At 54.7% G+C, this 15741-nt stretch carries 13 protein-coding genes; 9 read left to right on the forward strand and 4 right to left on the reverse strand.

Translation table 11 applies throughout. The annotated features are described in order from the left end of the window. Positions 1-111: 111 nt before the first annotated feature. The gene (gene ppk2 / locus KJS40_RS06445) at positions 112-924 is read right to left on the reverse strand and encodes a polyphosphate kinase 2 (RefSeq protein WP_213539519.1); all 813 of its coding nucleotides are present in this window, start codon (positions 922-924) and stop codon (positions 112-114) included. 175 nt (positions 925-1099) lie between these two features. After that, entirely contained in the window at positions 1100-1354 is a 255-nt protein-coding gene (locus KJS40_RS06450) for a hypothetical protein (protein ID WP_213539520.1), read from the reverse strand. A 223-nt stretch (positions 1355-1577) separates the two neighbouring features. Here KJS40_RS06450 and KJS40_RS06455 point away from each other — a divergent pair, with 223 nt between their 5' ends. The 3 genes from KJS40_RS06455 to KJS40_RS06465 are packed head-to-tail and all read left to right on the forward strand — an operon-like array spanning position 1578 to position 7907. Then, positions 1578-3146, forward strand: coding sequence for a TolC family protein (locus KJS40_RS06455; RefSeq protein ID WP_244859733.1), 1569 nt, complete (start codon positions 1578-1580; stop codon positions 3144-3146). Beyond that, positions 3143-4780 carry an efflux RND transporter periplasmic adaptor subunit gene (locus tag KJS40_RS06460; protein WP_213539521.1) on the forward strand — a complete coding sequence of 546 codons (1638 nt, stop codon included), beginning with the start codon at positions 3143-3145 and terminating at the stop codon, positions 4778-4780. Before KJS40_RS06455 ends, KJS40_RS06460 begins: the two co-directional genes overlap by 4 nt. Position 4781: 1 nt before the next feature. Next, complete coding sequence (locus tag KJS40_RS06465) at positions 4782-7907, forward strand: efflux RND transporter permease subunit (protein WP_213539522.1); 3126 nt, start codon at positions 4782-4784, stop codon at positions 7905-7907. A 450-nt stretch (positions 7908-8357) separates the two neighbouring features. Here KJS40_RS06465 and KJS40_RS06470 read toward each other — a convergent pair whose 3' ends face one another. Next, positions 8358-9371, reverse strand: coding sequence for a PstS family phosphate ABC transporter substrate-binding protein (locus KJS40_RS06470; protein ID WP_213539523.1), 1014 nt, complete (start codon positions 9369-9371; stop codon positions 8358-8360). A gap of 423 nt (positions 9372-9794) precedes the next feature. Between KJS40_RS06470 and KJS40_RS06475 the strand changes: the two genes are divergently transcribed. From KJS40_RS06475 to KJS40_RS15240, 3 genes are all read left to right on the forward strand, one after another. Next, complete coding sequence (locus KJS40_RS06475; protein WP_213539524.1) at positions 9795-12005, forward strand: copper-translocating P-type ATPase; 2211 nt, start codon at positions 9795-9797, stop codon at positions 12003-12005. A gap of 67 nt (positions 12006-12072) precedes the next feature. Then, a complete protein-coding gene (locus KJS40_RS06480) occupies positions 12073-12423 on the forward strand; it encodes a hypothetical protein (RefSeq protein ID WP_213539525.1) in 351 nt (116 codons plus the stop codon). A 76-nt stretch (positions 12424-12499) separates the two neighbouring features. Next, complete coding sequence (locus tag KJS40_RS15240) at positions 12500-12712, forward strand: GDCCVxC domain-containing (seleno)protein (RefSeq protein ID WP_244859771.1); 213 nt, start codon at positions 12500-12502, stop codon at positions 12710-12712. A gap of 458 nt (positions 12713-13170) precedes the next feature. Here the strand turns inward: KJS40_RS15240 and KJS40_RS06485 are convergent, their stop codons facing one another. Continuing rightward, positions 13171-13752: a hypothetical protein gene (locus KJS40_RS06485; RefSeq protein ID WP_348529550.1), complete on the reverse strand. Its 582-nt coding sequence runs from the start codon at positions 13750-13752 to the stop codon at positions 13171-13173. Positions 13753-14088: 336 nt separating this feature from the next. Between KJS40_RS06485 and KJS40_RS06490 the strand changes: the two genes are divergently transcribed. The 3 genes from KJS40_RS06490 (at position 14089) to KJS40_RS06500 (ending at position 15733) form a co-directional block, all read left to right on the forward strand. Then, the gene (locus tag KJS40_RS06490; protein WP_025039642.1) at positions 14089-14469 is read left to right on the forward strand and encodes a helix-turn-helix domain-containing protein; all 381 of its coding nucleotides are present in this window, start codon (positions 14089-14091) and stop codon (positions 14467-14469) included. A 211-nt stretch (positions 14470-14680) separates the two neighbouring features. Then, entirely contained in the window at positions 14681-15175 is a 495-nt protein-coding gene (locus KJS40_RS06495) for a sugar O-acetyltransferase (protein WP_280520252.1), read from the forward strand. A 105-nt stretch (positions 15176-15280) separates the two neighbouring features. Then, a complete protein-coding gene (locus KJS40_RS06500; RefSeq protein ID WP_213539526.1) occupies positions 15281-15733 on the forward strand; it encodes a DUF3293 domain-containing protein in 453 nt (150 codons plus the stop codon). Positions 15734-15741 lie beyond the last annotated feature (8 nt).

Genomic DNA, 15741 nt, shown 5'->3' on the forward strand with positions numbered 1-15741 from the left:
CAAAATTACCGGCCGTGTTGATATATTCACGGTGTTGCCAGTGACATTGCGGTTAGCGCCGGCAAGCTCCAGAGTGCTGAGACGGTACTGCCAATTTGAGTTTGGTTTTCGTTACGAAGCCAGCAGGCCTTTCTCGATGGATGAGATCGCAAATGGGGTAACGATCTGCGGATCCGAAAGAATCAGCCGCTCGTCCTTGTCTGCGTAATCAAGCCGGCTGAGTATATCCTTGATGACGTTGAGCCGCGTCAGCGGTTTGTCGTCGGCATGCACAATTATCCATGGCGATATAAAACTGTGCGTGTTGGCCAGCATTTTGTCGCGCGCAAGGCTGTATTGATCCCACTTCTTTAGCGCATGCTTGTCTAGCCCGCTGATTTTCCATTGAGCGAGCGGATCTTTCTTGCGCTCATCCAACCGCTTTGCCTGTTCAGTTTTGCTGATGTCGAGGTAATACTTGAGGAGCTTGATGCCGGAACGGATCAGCATATGCTCGAAATCCAGCACCGAGTTCATGAACTCTTCATACTCGGCTTCAGTACAGAAACCCATTACCTTTTCCACACCCGCCCGGTTGTACCAGCTGCGGTTAAACAGCACGAGCTCTCGCGCTGCGGGCAGATATGGAACATAACGTTGAAAATACCAGGAACTCCGATCCCGATCCGAGGGGATGCCGAGGGCGACCACGCGTGTCTCGCGCGGACTCAGATGCTCAGTGATACGCTTGATCGTGCCATCCTTTCCGGCCGCATCCCGGCCCTCGAAGATGACCAGAATCCTGTCGTCACACTTGATGAAGTGCCGCTGCAGCTTGACGAGTTCAATCTGCAGTTTGTATAGCGTGTCCTCATAGGTTTTTTTGGATATATCGGACACGGACTTGTCCGTTTCTTTTTCTTTTTTGTCGGCTTTTTTGTTCATGGCTGGAAGACCTCGATTTTATAGCGCATACTTGCTCTACATGGAAGAAATACGCATACTAGATGACATGATGTTGCGGACACACACGTTTATACTGATTCTAATCATGTTGGCACTGCCGCTGCAAGGTGCGCTCGCTGCCATTATGCCGTTGTGTGCGCAAGCCAGGAATATGTCAGCCGGGCTTGAAGCTCACGTAGTTCAACTCTCTTCCGCCATTCCATCCGCGAGTCCCCAGTTTGCCTGCAGCCAGCATGGCGGCAGTAGTCATGAGCAACTGCATGGCGATTATGACGCCGAAAGTGAAGCGGGCTTCGTCCTTTCCTGCGATGGAGTTGTTTGCCACATCAGCGGCAACGGCCTGCCTTCGGCACCTGCGGCTCTGAATTTCGCCGGCGGATTTTCTTATGCTACCTCTTTTAATTCTCATTTTTTCTCCTTCAGTCTGCAGCAACCGCAGCGTCCTCCCCTCGCTTAATTCTTCAACAGAAGAAATCCGCCTGTTGCATCGGCAATCGTTTACCTAATTCATACTTAAGATTTTTTGCGGTAGCGCCTCATGGCGGTTGCAGTTGCCGAGAGCGCTAACGGAAACCGCTAGCCGATGTACTGCCTTATCGGCTGCTCTGCCACCATATGTTAAGGAAATCAGGATGAACCTCTCATTCCCTGTTGCATCGCAGCGACTCGGCGTTGAAAAACTCGGGGCGCTCCCAAAGGAAATGCCGTCCGCAGCCATTCAGATTCCAGTTACTCATGCTCAGCGGCGTCTTGCCGCGAGAAGCCTGTGCAAAATCGCAAAGAGCACTGGAAGCGCCAGATCAATAGATGCCGGAAAACCGGCCGGAATGATTCAAAGCGCGGCAACCGCCGCATTTTTTGCCATGGCTATATTTTCAGCGAATGTAAAAGCAGAAGCCCCCGTTAGCGCCGTTGTGCCAGAGAGTACCTCGACTACTTTTGGACCTGCCATGGAAGCATCCGCAACAAATGGCGCTACCGCTTTGGCTGCACTGATCGCGGAAGCAATGGAAAGCAATCCGGAAATCCGGTCTGCTTTGCGGGAGCACGAGGCCGCCAGCCAGAGAATAGCCCCGGCCGAAGCGCTCGACGACCCCATTCTCGAAGCAGGGGTGATCAATGCGCCGCTGGTATCATCAACTTTCAATCGCGATGACATGACCATGAAAATGATCGGTCTGTCCCAGCGCGTGCCGTTCCCCGGTAAGCGCGGTTTGCGCAAGGATGTCGCAATGCAGGACGCGCAGAGTGTTGGCCATGGTTACCAGGAAACCGTGAACCGTGTAGCACGCGATATCAAGGCAGCTTATTTCGAGCTGGGGCTCATCCTTGAAAAGACTCGGCTGGTCGAGAAAAACAAGCTGATCCTGGAAGATATGCGCCACATTGCCGAGCAACACTACGGGGTAGGCATGGGAAGCCAAGCCGATGCACTGAAGGCGCAGACGCAAGTATCCAGAATGCTGGACGAACTGCTCAAGCTCGGGCGTGAACGACCGACAGTTGAGGCCGAGCTCATTCGCGCACTAGGCCGCAATGCAATCCTTACATCACCTGTGCCTGAGCCGCCGCAATTGCGCGAAGAAACCTTGAGTCTGGAATCGTTGCGAGAAACTGCTCTTTCGCAGCGACCGCAATTGCTGGCGCTGCAAAGTATTGTGGCACGTAACGAAAAAGCGCTGGATCTTGCGCGCAAAAATTACTACCCCGACTTCGATGTACGCCTGGCGTACGGTCAGCGCGATAATATGCTGGACGGCAGTAGGCGCCCCGACATGATAACCCTGACTGTAGCAGTCAATCTGCCGGTGTGGCGCGAAAACAAGCTCGCGCCGCGCGTTGCGGAAGCCCTGGCGAAGCGCGATCAGGCCCAGAGCATGTACGAGGCGCAGCGCAATGAGGTAGCCGCCAGCCTGCGTCAGCAGATGGCGCTGGCCGAGCAAAACCTGCAATCGGCGCGGCTCTACCAGACCGCCATCCTGCCACAGGCCCGACTTACGGTTGAATCGGCAATGTCCGCGTACCAGGTCAACCGTGTCGACTTTCTCACGCTGCTCGATAGCCAGATGACGGTATTCAACTATGAGATCAGTCTGGCGACAGCCATGGCGGGTTATAACAAGGCGTTGGCGGAAATTGATTTACTCACCGGCAAACCGCCGTCACCAGGCCACCTGCCCATCCCGGCGGAGCCTCTGTGAAAACCATCACCAGATTGATAGCGGTTATCGCCTTGATCGCGGCGGCCTTGGCCGCAGGATATTGGTGGGGCAGCGCTAAATCCGTAACCCCTACGTCTACGGTTGAGTCGCAAAAGTCCGGGACGTCGACACCTAAGCCGAAGATTCTCTATTACCGCAATCCGATGGGACACCCTGACACATCGCCGGTACCGAAGAAAGACTCCATGGGCATGGACTACCTCCCGGTTTACGAGGGCGAAGAATCCCCATCTGATAGCTCCATGGTGAAGATCAGTACCGAAAAAATACAAAAGCTGGGCGTGAGAACCGAGATTGTCGCGCTGCGCGAACTCATCCGTACCGTGAGGGCGGTGGCAACGGTACAGGCGGATGAGCGGCGGCTATATACCGTGGCGCCCAAGTTCGAGGGCTGGATCCAGCGGCTTTATGTGAATACCACCGGCCAGGCGGTGAAAAAAGGCGAGGCGTTGATGGATGTGTACAGTCCTGAACTGATCACAGCACAACATGAATACCTTATTGCCAGGAAAGGGATGCGGTCGGTCGAGGGAAGCGGGCCGGAGGTTCGGGCGGGCATGCAGCGCCTGTCAGAGAATGCCTTGCAGAGGCTGCGCAACTGGGACATATCGGATTTCGACCTGCAAGCGCTGCAGGAAGAAGGCCGGATCAAACGGTATGTCACCTTGCGTTCCCCAGCCAGCGGCGCAGTGATCGAAAAACCCGCAATCCAGGGAAAGCGCTTCATGGCCGGCGAAGCACTGTACCAGATTGCCGATCTCTCCAAGGTATGGGTGCTGGCGGATGTGTTCGAACAGGATCTGGGAATAATGCAGCGGGGCCAGAGCGCCACCATCAGGATGGATGCGTATCCGGATAAAGTGTTCAACGGCGAGGTCACGTTCATCTATCCCACGGTAATGCCCGAAACCCGTACCGCAAAAGTACGTATCGAACTTTCCAACGTTCAGGGATTGCTCAAGCCTGCCATGTACGGCAGGGTGGAGTTAGCCTCGACTCACAGTAAAAACAAGGTGCTTACCGTGCCGGATTCGGCTGTGCTTGACAGCGGCACACGGCGGCTGGTGTTGGTTGATTTGGGCGAAGGCCGGTTTGAGCCGCGCACGGTAAAACTGGGCATCCACGCCGATGGCTATGTTGAAGTGCTGGGGGGATTGGAAGCTGGGGAAACGGTTGTGGTCAGCGCGAACTTTCTGATCGACGCGGAGAGTAACCTCAAGGCGGCGCTAGGCGGCTTCGGCCACCACCAGGGTTCCATACCCGGCGAGAACGGACAGGTCACGCCCGCCACATCCATGACCACACCGGGGGTCGCACCTGTGCCGGCGAGTCATCATGGCGTAGGCAGTATTAAAGAAATGGATTGGGCGCATGCGACAGTAACGATTGCACATGATCCGATCGTCAGCCTCGACTGGCCAGCGATGACCATGGATTTCCGTGCCGGGGATCCGGCATTGCTGCAGTCGCTGAAGCCCGGCCAGAAGGTCGATTTCGAGATAGTCGAGGAGTCGGCTGGCGAATATGTCATCGTTCGCATCCAGCCGCTGCATGCCAGCCCAACTGCCAGTCCCGCTGTCAGTCCCGCTGTCAACGATCAGCGGGGGCACTGACATGCTGGGCCGAATTATCGAATGGTCCGCACGCAACGTGTTCCTGGTGTTGCTGGGGACCGCGTTCGTGATCGGCCTGGGCATCTACGCCGTGATCCGCATGCCCCTGGACGCGATTCCGGATCTCTCGGACGTACAGGTCATCATCTACACGGAATACCCGGGGCAGGCGCCGCAGGTGGTCGAAGACCAGGTTACCTATCCCTTGAGCACGGCCATGCTGGCGGTGCCCAAATCCAAGGTGGTGCGGGGCCTGTCGGTGTTCGGCGCATCCTTTATCTACGTCATTTTCGAGGATCACACCGACATCTACTGGGCGCGCACACGGGTACTCGAATACCTTAATTTTGCATCGGGGCGCATGCCGCGCGGTGTTACCCCGACCTTGGGACCGGACGCTACCGGTGTCGGTTGGGTGTATCAATATGTTGTGGTGGCTGCCCAGCATACGCTCGCGGAACTGCGCACCATACAAGACTGGTTCGTGCGTTATCAACTTACCAAAGCCCAAGGTGTGGCCGAAGTGGCGAGCGTGGGCGGATTCGTCAAAACCTATCAGGTTACTGTGGAACCGCGCAAGCTGCAGGCCTATGGGATTTCCCTCAACCAGGTCGCAGCGGTGATCCGCGCGAGCAACCGCGACGTGGGCGGGCGGGTGATCGAGATGGCTGAGACCGAATATGTGGTGCGAGGCCGAGGGTACCTGCGCGGTATTTCCGATATCGAAAATCTCGTGGTCAAGGCTACGGAAGGCACGCCGGTGCTGATCCGCGACGTGGCGCGAGTCGAGTTGGCACCGGATGAGCGGCGCGGGATCGCCGAACTGAATGGTGAGGGCGAAGTGGTTTCCGGCATCGCCGTGGCGCGTTACGGCCAGAATGCGCTTGACGTCATTGACAACCTGAAAAGCAAGATCAAGGAAATCTCCAGCGGTTTGCCGGAAGGCGTGTCGCTACAGGCTGTTTATGACCGTTCGGACCTGATCCATCGCGCCATCGACAATCTGAAACGGGTCCTGATCGAGGAAAGTATCATTGTGGGGGTGGTCTGCATTGTATTTCTCATGCATGCAAGGAGTGCGCTCGTCGCCATCGTCATGCTGCCCATCGGCGTGCTCATCGCGCTCACCGCCATGCACATGCTGGGGCTCAATTCCAACATCATGAGCCTGGGGGGTATCGCCATTGCCATCGGCGCCATGGTAGATGCGGCCATCGTCATGATAGAGAATGCCCACAAGCATCTCGAGCGCGCGCCGCCCGGTGCGCCACGCCTTCAGATAGTGATTGACGCCTGTCGGGAAGTTGGACCCGCATTGTTCTTCAGCCTGCTCATCATCACCGTTTCCTTCCTGCCGGTATTTACGCTGGAAGCGCAGGAAGGACGGATGTTCGCGCCGCTCGCCTACACCAAAACTTTTGCGATGGCGGGCGCGGCACTATTGTCCATCACGCTGGTGCCGGTGCTGATGTTTCTGTTCATTCGCGGCAAGATCATGCCCGAGCAGAAAAATCCAATTAACCGCTTTCTGATATGGATCTACCGCCCCGTCATTGCCTGGGTCATGCGCTGGAAGAAACTCACCATAGCCATGGCGGTTATTACGCTCGCGCTTTCAGTATTCCCGGCGATGAAGCTGGGCAGTGAATTCATGCCCACGCTGAACGAGGGAAGCTTGTTGTTTATGCCGATCACTTTGCCGGCATTGTCGGTCACGAAATCCGCTGAGCTGTTGCAGACCCAGGACAGGATCATCAAGACCTTCCCCGAAGTCGAGTCAGTGTTCGGCAAGGCGGGACGCGCCAATACCGCCACCGACCCGGCCCCGCTGGAAATGGCGGAGACGATCATCAACCTGAAGCCGGAAAGTGAATGGCGTGCTGGCGTAACCATAGACAGTCTGATAGCAGAACTGGATCAGGCATTGCAAATACCGGGAGTCAGCAATGCCTGGACCATGCCGATCAAGAACAGGATCGACATGCTCGCCACCGGCATCCGCACACCGATCGGCATCAAGGTGTTTGGTAAGGACTTGGGCGAAATGGAGGAGCTCGCCAGGCAGATCGAGACTGTCGTCAAAACGGTGCCCGGAACGACCAGTGCCTACGCGGAACGCACGACCGGCGGGTACTACCTCGATATCGAACCCGACCGTATCGAGCTTGCGCGATACGGGTTATCGGTCGGCGACCTGCTGGAAGTGATTTCGGTGGCGCTTGGCAGCGAGATGCTGACAACCACGGTAGAGGGCCGCGAGCGTTTCGGTGTTACCGTACGCTATCCGCGCGAACTGCGGCAAGATCCTCTTACCATCGCCACTCAGGTCCTGGTGCCTCTCCCGAACGGCGGCATGATCCCATTGGGACAGGTGGCAAGCGTCAAGACGATCAAGGGGCCACCCAGCATTCGTACCGAAAACGCGCTGCTGTCAGCGTACATCTTCATCGATATTCGCAACCGCGATATCGGCGGTTACGTGACCGAGGCACAAAAGGCGGTGCGCGAGCAGGTGAAATTCCCGCCCGGATATTACGCGACCTGGAGCGGCCAGTTCGAATATATGGAACGCGCCAAGCAGAAGCTGAAGGTGGTCGTGCCGCTTACCCTGGCGATCATTTTTATGCTTCTCTACCTTAATTTCCGACGGTTCACCGAAACCTTCATCGTCATGCTGTCAGTCCCCTTTTCATTGGTGGGAGGTATCTGGCTGATATGGCTGCTTGGCTACAATCTCAGCGTTGCGGTAGCAGTGGGCTTCATTGCACTCGCGGGCGTTGCCGCAGAGACGGGCGTCGTGATGCTGATCTATCTTGATCACGCCTGGGATGCAATAAAGGCGAAACGTGCATCCACTGGCGACCGGCCGACGGTGACCGACCTCTATGCAGCAGTGATGGAAGGTGCGGTGGAGCGCGTGCGGCCAAAGATCATGACTGTGGTGGCGATCATGGCGGGCCTGTTGCCGATCATGTGGGGCACCGGCACCGGTTCGGAAGTGATGCGGCGCATTGCCGCGCCTATGGTCGGGGGCATGGTGTCGTCCACGCTGCTTACCTTGATCGTCATCCCCGCCATTTATGCAATTGTCAAAGAATGGAGCTTGCACAAACAAATAGATATATGACATTTAATTGATGCTGCTTTCACAAGGTCATAAATTGACCTACTTTACCAGGTGTTTCACTCGCAGAGTTCTCTTTAACTTTAATATATAATATTATGAAAATAATGATATATATACTATGGTCGATATGGATGAAGTGAAGCGTAATCCATCAAAGACCGGTTCGGTAGGGCGGGTTGAGCGAAGCGGAACCCGCCAAAACAGCTGATCATTTTTAACCAACCCACAAAGGAGAGTGCTGTGACATTCACCTTAGCTATCGCTTCGATTCTCGCCTAATGGCAGCCACCAAACCGGTAAGGGGCGAGCTAAGGATGCTCGTTCGGAAATGGACACACGCAATGAGATAGCCGGCGAGGTCATCGATTGGTATCAGGATGCATCGGAGTTCCGGGCCGAAACCCGGATCTACCGATGTTTCGAAAGCGACACTAACTGCCAGATTCAGGATCAGTTTTCATAAAAACGGGCCTCTCGCTGGAGCAGATCGTCGATTGTGATGCCTACCGGCAAAAAACCGTCGAATACCGTTCCCAACCTCTTCGTCTTGAAGAATTCCGTATCGGCTCTATAAGCTCTGGGGGGTAGCGGGAAATATTGGGCGCCTCTCACTAGGGCGGAGGCATTTTTGATATAGAACGTAACAAACTCCTTGACTTCAGGTTTCTCTGCTTTCTTCATGTTCACGTAGATAAAAATGGGCCGGGACAAAGGCCGATAGGTTCCATCTTCCACCGTTTCGACGGATGGAATGATTCCTTCGCCTCTACCATCGTCTATGGCGACAGCCCTGACTTTCTCCTGATTCTCTACATAGTATCCAAAACCGAAGAACCCCAACGCGTTCTTGTCGCTTGCCACACCCTGGACCAACACGTTGTCGTCCTCGGATGCCGTAAAGTCGCCGCGGATGGATCTTGCCTTGCCGACGATGGCCTGCGTAAAATAATCAAACGTGCCGGAATTCACACCGGCGCCGTAGAGCTTGAATGCCTCATCTGGCCATGCCGGATTTACCTGGCTCCATCTGGTGATTTTACCTTGAGCGGCGGGGCTCCATATTTTCTTCAATTCGGCCACAGTCATGGTTTTGGCCCAGTCATTCTTCGGATTTACCGCTACTGTTATTGCATCAAACGCCACCGGCAATTCGACATATTCCACGTCGGCCTTATTGCAAACCTTCATTTCCTTTCCCTGAATGGGACGGGAAGCATTGACGATGTCTATTTGACCGCGGCAGAATTTCATGAAGCCGCCACCCGTGCCGGAGACGCCGACCGCTACTTTGATCGCATTTTTTTGGGTTGCCTGGAAATTTTTAGCCACCGCTTCGGTAATGGGATACATGGTACTCGACCCGTCAATTTTTATGACCGCATCGGCGCCCGCAACGCCAGCAGTGGTTAATACACCCGATACAGCGGTCATGCCTAACACTTTAACGATACGTGATATCAACATTTTTTCCTCCACTCGGTTAACTCGGATTAGTCGCCACACATCACCGTCTAAGGCCCTTGTTACTCCGCCCAGCGTTTTCATACAGTTCATGTAAATGCATGAAGCGTATGAAATAGCTGGCGAGGCGCTTGTCAGCTGAAAAATATCAGCGTGACTTTCTCATCATGGCAGCGTTCGAGCAAAACGTCGAGAAATTCCTCCTGCCGCCGACGTAAACTCATCACAAGGTTCCGCTCGGAGTGCCCGATGCACGTAACTAACTGGCAACAGATAATTCCCCTTCAAATTATTCAAATATCAAAAATTGGCCTAATATGAATCAGGGCCGAGAAAAATTCGTTTATTCCGGTTTAATTCGGCACATTCTGCCAGCACCGCTTGGAAGCCTATTCCACTATCAGTGATGATTTCCAAGAATCAGCAATGAACACAGATCTGAAACATTCGCACCCGCCACACGCTCACGATCAGAATCATCAGGATTCTGCGCCCCCAGGTGTTAAAGCAGCAGCGGGAGCCCAATGGACGTGTCCGATGCATCCGGAGATCGTGCGCGGTGCACCCGGCGATTGCCCTATCTGCGGCATGGCGCTGGTGCACATTGCCGGTACAGGTGCGGGTGCGGGCGAAGCGGATGATTCCGAGTTGCATGATCTCGCACGGCGATTATGGGTCGGTGTCGCATTGTCATTTCCGCTGGTACTGGTCGCAATGTCGCCAATGATCGGCATTCGTGAACCGTTCGGACTCGAGCCGCATTCACGTGGGTGGATCGAATTCTTGCTGGGGACACCGGTTGTGTTGTGGGTTGGATGGCCGATCCTGCACAAATTCTGGTTGTCGCTTACCCAACGCGCGCTCAATATGTATACGCTGATCGGTCTGGGAGTGGGACTGGCTTATCTTTTCAGTCTGGCTGCCGTGCTTGCGCCAGGCTGGTTCCCGTCAGAGTTCCGCGGGCACGGCGGCGCGGTAAGTACCTATTTTGAGGCTGCGGCTGTTATTGTAACGCTGGTGATACTCGGCGAATATCTCCAGACGCGAGCGATGGGGCAGACCAGCCGGGCCATCCAGCAATTGCTGACGCTTGCGCCCAATCAAGCCTGGCGTCTGCGCGAAGATGGGATGGAAGAACAGGTGCCACTTGAGGCGGTGGCGGTGGGAAACCGGTTGCGTGTAAAGCCGGGAGAGAAAATTCCGGTCGATGGTACTGTGCTGGAAGGCGCCAGCCGAGTGGATGAGTCGATGATAACCGGCGAGCCCATGCCGGTAGCCAAGGCTGAGGGCGATAAAATCACCGCCGCGACTATGAACAGTAATGGCTCATTGGTCATCCGCGCTGAACGCATAGGCGCAGACACGCTGCTTGGGCGTATTGTTCGCATGGTTGGCGAGGCGCAGCGTACCCGTGCACCGATACAACGGCTTGCCGACACCATCGCGGGGTATTTTGTCCAAACCGTTATCGCTATTGCCATCGTTACCGCGCTTGCCTGGTGGTTTCTCGGCCCGGAGCCAAGATTCAGCTATGCGTTTATCAACGCCATTGCGGTCCTTATCATTGCCTGCCCGTGTGCCGTCGGTCTCGCTACGCCCATCTCGATGACAGTGGCGATGGGGCAGGGCGCCCGAGCGGGCATTCTGTTCCGTAATGCGGAAGCAATCGAACGCATGCGTGATATCGATACCGTCGTGGTGGACAAGACTGGTACGCTGACCCTGGGCCGGCCTACGTTAACGGATTTTGATGTGGAAGGCATTGCACATGACGAGGCGCTTGCGCTCATGGCAGGGGTGGAGCAGCTTTCCGAGCATCCAATAGGGCAAGCAATCGTCGAGGGCGCCAAGGCTCGCAACTTGAAACCCGGAGCCGCGGAAGCTTTCAATGCAGTCAATGGCCTCGGTGTGCAGGCCGATATCGATGGCAAGCGCGTGCTTGTCGGTAGCCGCAATTTTCTCGCACAGCACGATATTGATACGCAGCGCTGGGAAGAGTGGGGGGAAGCCTGGCGGATCGAAGCCAAGACGGTAGTGTTCCTTGCTATCGATGGCATCGCCGCCGGCATTGCCGCAGTTGCCGATCCGGTCAAGGATGGTACGCCTGCAGCCATCGCGACGCTTCGCAGCATGGGCGTGCATATCATAATGCTGACGGGCGATTCAAAACGCACAGCCGAGGCGATCGCCCGAAAACTCGGTATTGATGAGGTGCTGGCCGAAGTGCTTCCCGAGCACAAGGCCGATCACATAAAGCGGCTACAGGTGGAGGGGCATAAAGTGGCGATGGCGGGGGATGGCATCAATGATGCGCCTGCGCTGGCGCAAGCAGATGTGGGGATTGCAATGGGTACCGGCACCGATGTGGCCATGGAGAGCGCGGGCGTTACCCTTGTCAAGGGCGATCTGCGCGGTATCGCGCGTGCCATGGTGTTGTCGCGTGCCACCATGCGCAACATTCGCCAGAACCTTACCTTTGCATTTGGCTATAACGCCCTTGGCATCCCGCTTGCAGCCGGTGTGTTTTATCCCGCTTTCGGTCTGTTGCTATCACCGATGTTTGCCGGTGCAGCCATGGCGATGAGTTCGGTATCCGTGGTTACCAATGCCTTGCGGCTTGATCGCGTCAAACTATGAAAAAACGGGTCGCCAGATGGCCGAGCAGATGAAGAAATAGAATTTGATAACCAGCATGGAGACCATCATGAGATCACGCATATTTTTTGCCGTTCTGGTTGCTCTCGCACTGTCGGCCTGCGCGCATATCGATCCTCATCCGATGGATATGAGCAGCGCTGTCCGCAGCGCCAGGACCAAAGCAGACCATAACGCGCTGGCTAAACACTACGAAGCCGCAGCGGAAGCCATGCGTGCGCGAGCACAAGAACAGAAAAATGGTCTCGCGGAATACCGGGAGCATGGGTACTACTATGGTAGGCAAACTGAAGATCTGAAAGAGCATACCGAGGCTTTGGTGCGCTTGTATGAAGAAGCCGCAGAGGCAAACATGAGCATGGCGAAAGTTCATCGCGAGATGGCAGAGGAGGCGCGATGATGCCGGCAATAGGCTTTGCCTATCATCGGCCTGGCTCATGAATGAAACAGGAACAGTCCTGGATCCCGTACTGATGATTGAAATGCCAATTCTGGAGTCGATACTGACGTGCCCCTGCTGCGGGTACGTCAAACGCGAGATAATGCCGACGGACGCCTGCCAGTTCTATTATGAATGTGACGGCTGCCGATCCCTGCTGCGTCCCATCCCTGGCGATTGCTGTGTCTTTTGTTCTTTTGGGACTGCCAAATGCCCGCCGGTCCAGATGCAATCATGCCGCTGCGGATAACAAGCAGGGAACTCAATAAAAACCGGCAGGATCAGGCTGGATTGTTACAGGTATTTTGCTATTGGACGCAAGCCAGACGGCGATCGGATGCAAGTCTGAATGAGTTACAAGGCTCATGATCAATAACGCCCCATAACAGAATGGCTAGCGATGCCTGCCGAAGCAGATCATCGCTAGCCTATCGAAGCTGGCGACGGAGCTTGATGCCTCCCCCATGAAGGACTTCGCCAGCGCATCGACACCTACCCGTGTCATCGTAGCTTGTGCTTTATCATCACCTTAGCATATCCTGGCGCACTTTCCAGTAAAGCTCTACGATAACGCAGAATCCGTGATGTAAGCTTCTGCCTCGCTTTTGTCAGCTTCCTTGTTTGCCAGCTTCTTTGGCTGAGTCATATCTCATGTCATGTAACAGGAAACAATTTTCTTTTCCATTCCTGCTTTGCCGCCGAAATAGCCTAGGGGCGGCGGGACGCACGCCACTGCTTCATCCGCTTCGAGTGCATGACTTTATACCCGAGCAAGCTCAATAGAAGCACCACGATCAGTGGCCCTATCGCGGCACGAAAAGTTTTCGCATAATTAACCAGCTCTACGCGCAACGGATATTGATAACGCACAGGAGGTACCGCCTCCCCCGTAATGAATACCGTATATTCACCCTTATCCAGACTGGTCTCTCCCTTGATCACACCGTCAGGGTGGTAGGTCGGATGCAAATAGGTCACTGTTTCATCTTCTGTCTCGTGGCTACCTTTGACGATGCGCACACCAATCGGTATGTCACGGAGCGCGGGATCCACGAGGTCCACCACCAGAAAAGTGTCGCCCCCCTTCGGGATTTCGGTGCAGTACTGATCGCTGGGCTCGTACTGAGGCTGGTAGGCGCTTAGATGCACCATGCTGTTGTCGCCAAGCCGGCGCATGCACGTGTCTTCTTCCATGGAGACTCTTCCATGCGCAGCCACCACACCGCTGTAGAGCGCTGCGGCGAGCGCAAGAGTCGATACGCCGACCCGTATCACTTCCTTGATCATCATTGAATTACTCCTCTCTGTTTATGACGCTCGCCCCTGCAATGAACCCTTCTATGAGTTACGATTTAGCAGAGGCCAAGCCATTGTCTGGTGGAAGAAATCTCACTCGCACCAGCCATAATGATTTTTCCGGAAAAGCCCGGATAAAGTAAAATGCGCTTTGAATCCTTTACAGCAGCATTAGCTGCCTTGCCGGCTTGGCAGGATAATTTTAAGACGCTCTACATCTGCGAAAATTCGCCCCGCCGCCAAGTTTATTTTATCCTGTATATGAGTTGCGCAAGGAAAGTATAATTGATTAATTGCATAGTGCAACTAAAATAATACGCTGAGGTTGTCATGGTTAAACAAGATCAGATCAAACGCTCTTCCTGTCCGGTCAGTTGTGCGCTCGATATCTTGGGCGACAAGTGGACCCTGCTTGTCATTCGCGACATCATGTTTATGCGCAAGCAGTATTTTGGGGATTTTTTGACATCGCCGGAGAAGATCGCTTCCAACATACTTTCCGACCGGCTAAGAAAACTGGAAGAGTCCAATATCGTTTTGCGCCAGCGCGATCCCGGCAATGCGCGTAGAGTGATTTATACACTCACCGAGAAAGGCCATGATCTGTCGCCAGCAATCCTGGAGTTGTTGCGCTGGGGCTCCAAGCACGATCCCGCGAGTGATGCGCAAGAATTTTTGAGCCAGCACTCAAATGCGACCTCTCACAATTAGTAGTTGACGCAAGATCAAGCTCGCTATGGATTGCGTGGAAGAGGGCAGTCTGTGGCAGGGTCTTTGAGCGCGCACGTTATAAAACTTCGGTAAAAAATCATATCCGTTTTACTTGCCGATTTCTCGTTCCACGGGGGTAATTTATGACCCATCAGTCGGAAAAACACAAAATGCTCACCGGACAGTTGTACCGGTCCAGCGATGAGTTGCTGTGCAGGGAAAGAAGGCACGCCAAAAATTGCTGAAGACATTCAATGATACCTCGCCGGACGAGCTTGATAAGCGATCGATCATTCTGAGGGAGCTACTCAGTACGCTAGGCCAGCGTGCGGTGATTGAGCCGCCTTTTTTTTGCGATTACGGCTATAACATCCACATCGGCGATAACTTTTATGCCAATTTTAACTGTGTGGTGCTCGATTGCGCAGAAGTCACCATAGGCGATAACGTGTTTCTGGGTCCCGGTGTTCAGATCTATACCGCAACGCATCCGCTGGTGGCGGAAGAGCGTAATACCGGGCTGGAAGCGGCTAAACCCATTGTACTGGGAGATAGCGTCTGGATTGGCGGCGGTGCGATTATCAATCCTGGTTTGACGATTGGCCGAGGCACAACCATTGGATCGGGCAGCGTCGTAACCAAAAATATCCCGCCGAACGTTTTTGCTGCCGGGAACCCTTGCAAAGTAATACGGTATCTTGGTTAACCGGCATTTCCGCTGGATATACACGTCTGAAGCGCTTTTTCTTATAAACCGGAGAACCAGGAACAAGGTTGGGAGTTGCTGCAAGGGTAATACCGGGATTTTTATTTGCCACAGTCTAAAATTACCGGCGACCTCGTCGCCGCTTACCGCTCAGCTCACTATCGGGTTGACCAGCAGGTTGACCACCGGACAGGCCCCGGTGCGATTATCTTGCGCGTAGATCAGTATTCCGAGCCGCTATCGCAGCTTTTCTCTGCTTCGGGTCATCGATGTACTGCGTTCATCACTGCTTGCAATCCATTCGGCCAAATTCAGAGTCCTGAGACAAATCGGGAGGCTTGTGCGCATCTTTTCGGCAAACTGCGCAGCCTGGTCGGGCCCGGCCGGATTATCGAGGGTGAAGGCTTCGATCCCTCCGGGAAGTGGCCAGCGGAGAAAAGCTTTATTGCGCTTGGGCTGGATCTTGAGGCATCGTGTGCGCTTGGGAAAGAGTTTGGCCAGAACGCTATAGTATGGGCTGGCGCCGACGCCGTCCCCAGACTGATCTTGCTCCGATAATCTCCTCA

It is taken from the genome of Nitrosospira sp. NRS527 (genome assembly GCF_018406445.1).
GTDB lineage: Bacteria > Pseudomonadota > Gammaproteobacteria > Burkholderiales > Nitrosomonadaceae > Nitrosospira > Nitrosospira briensis.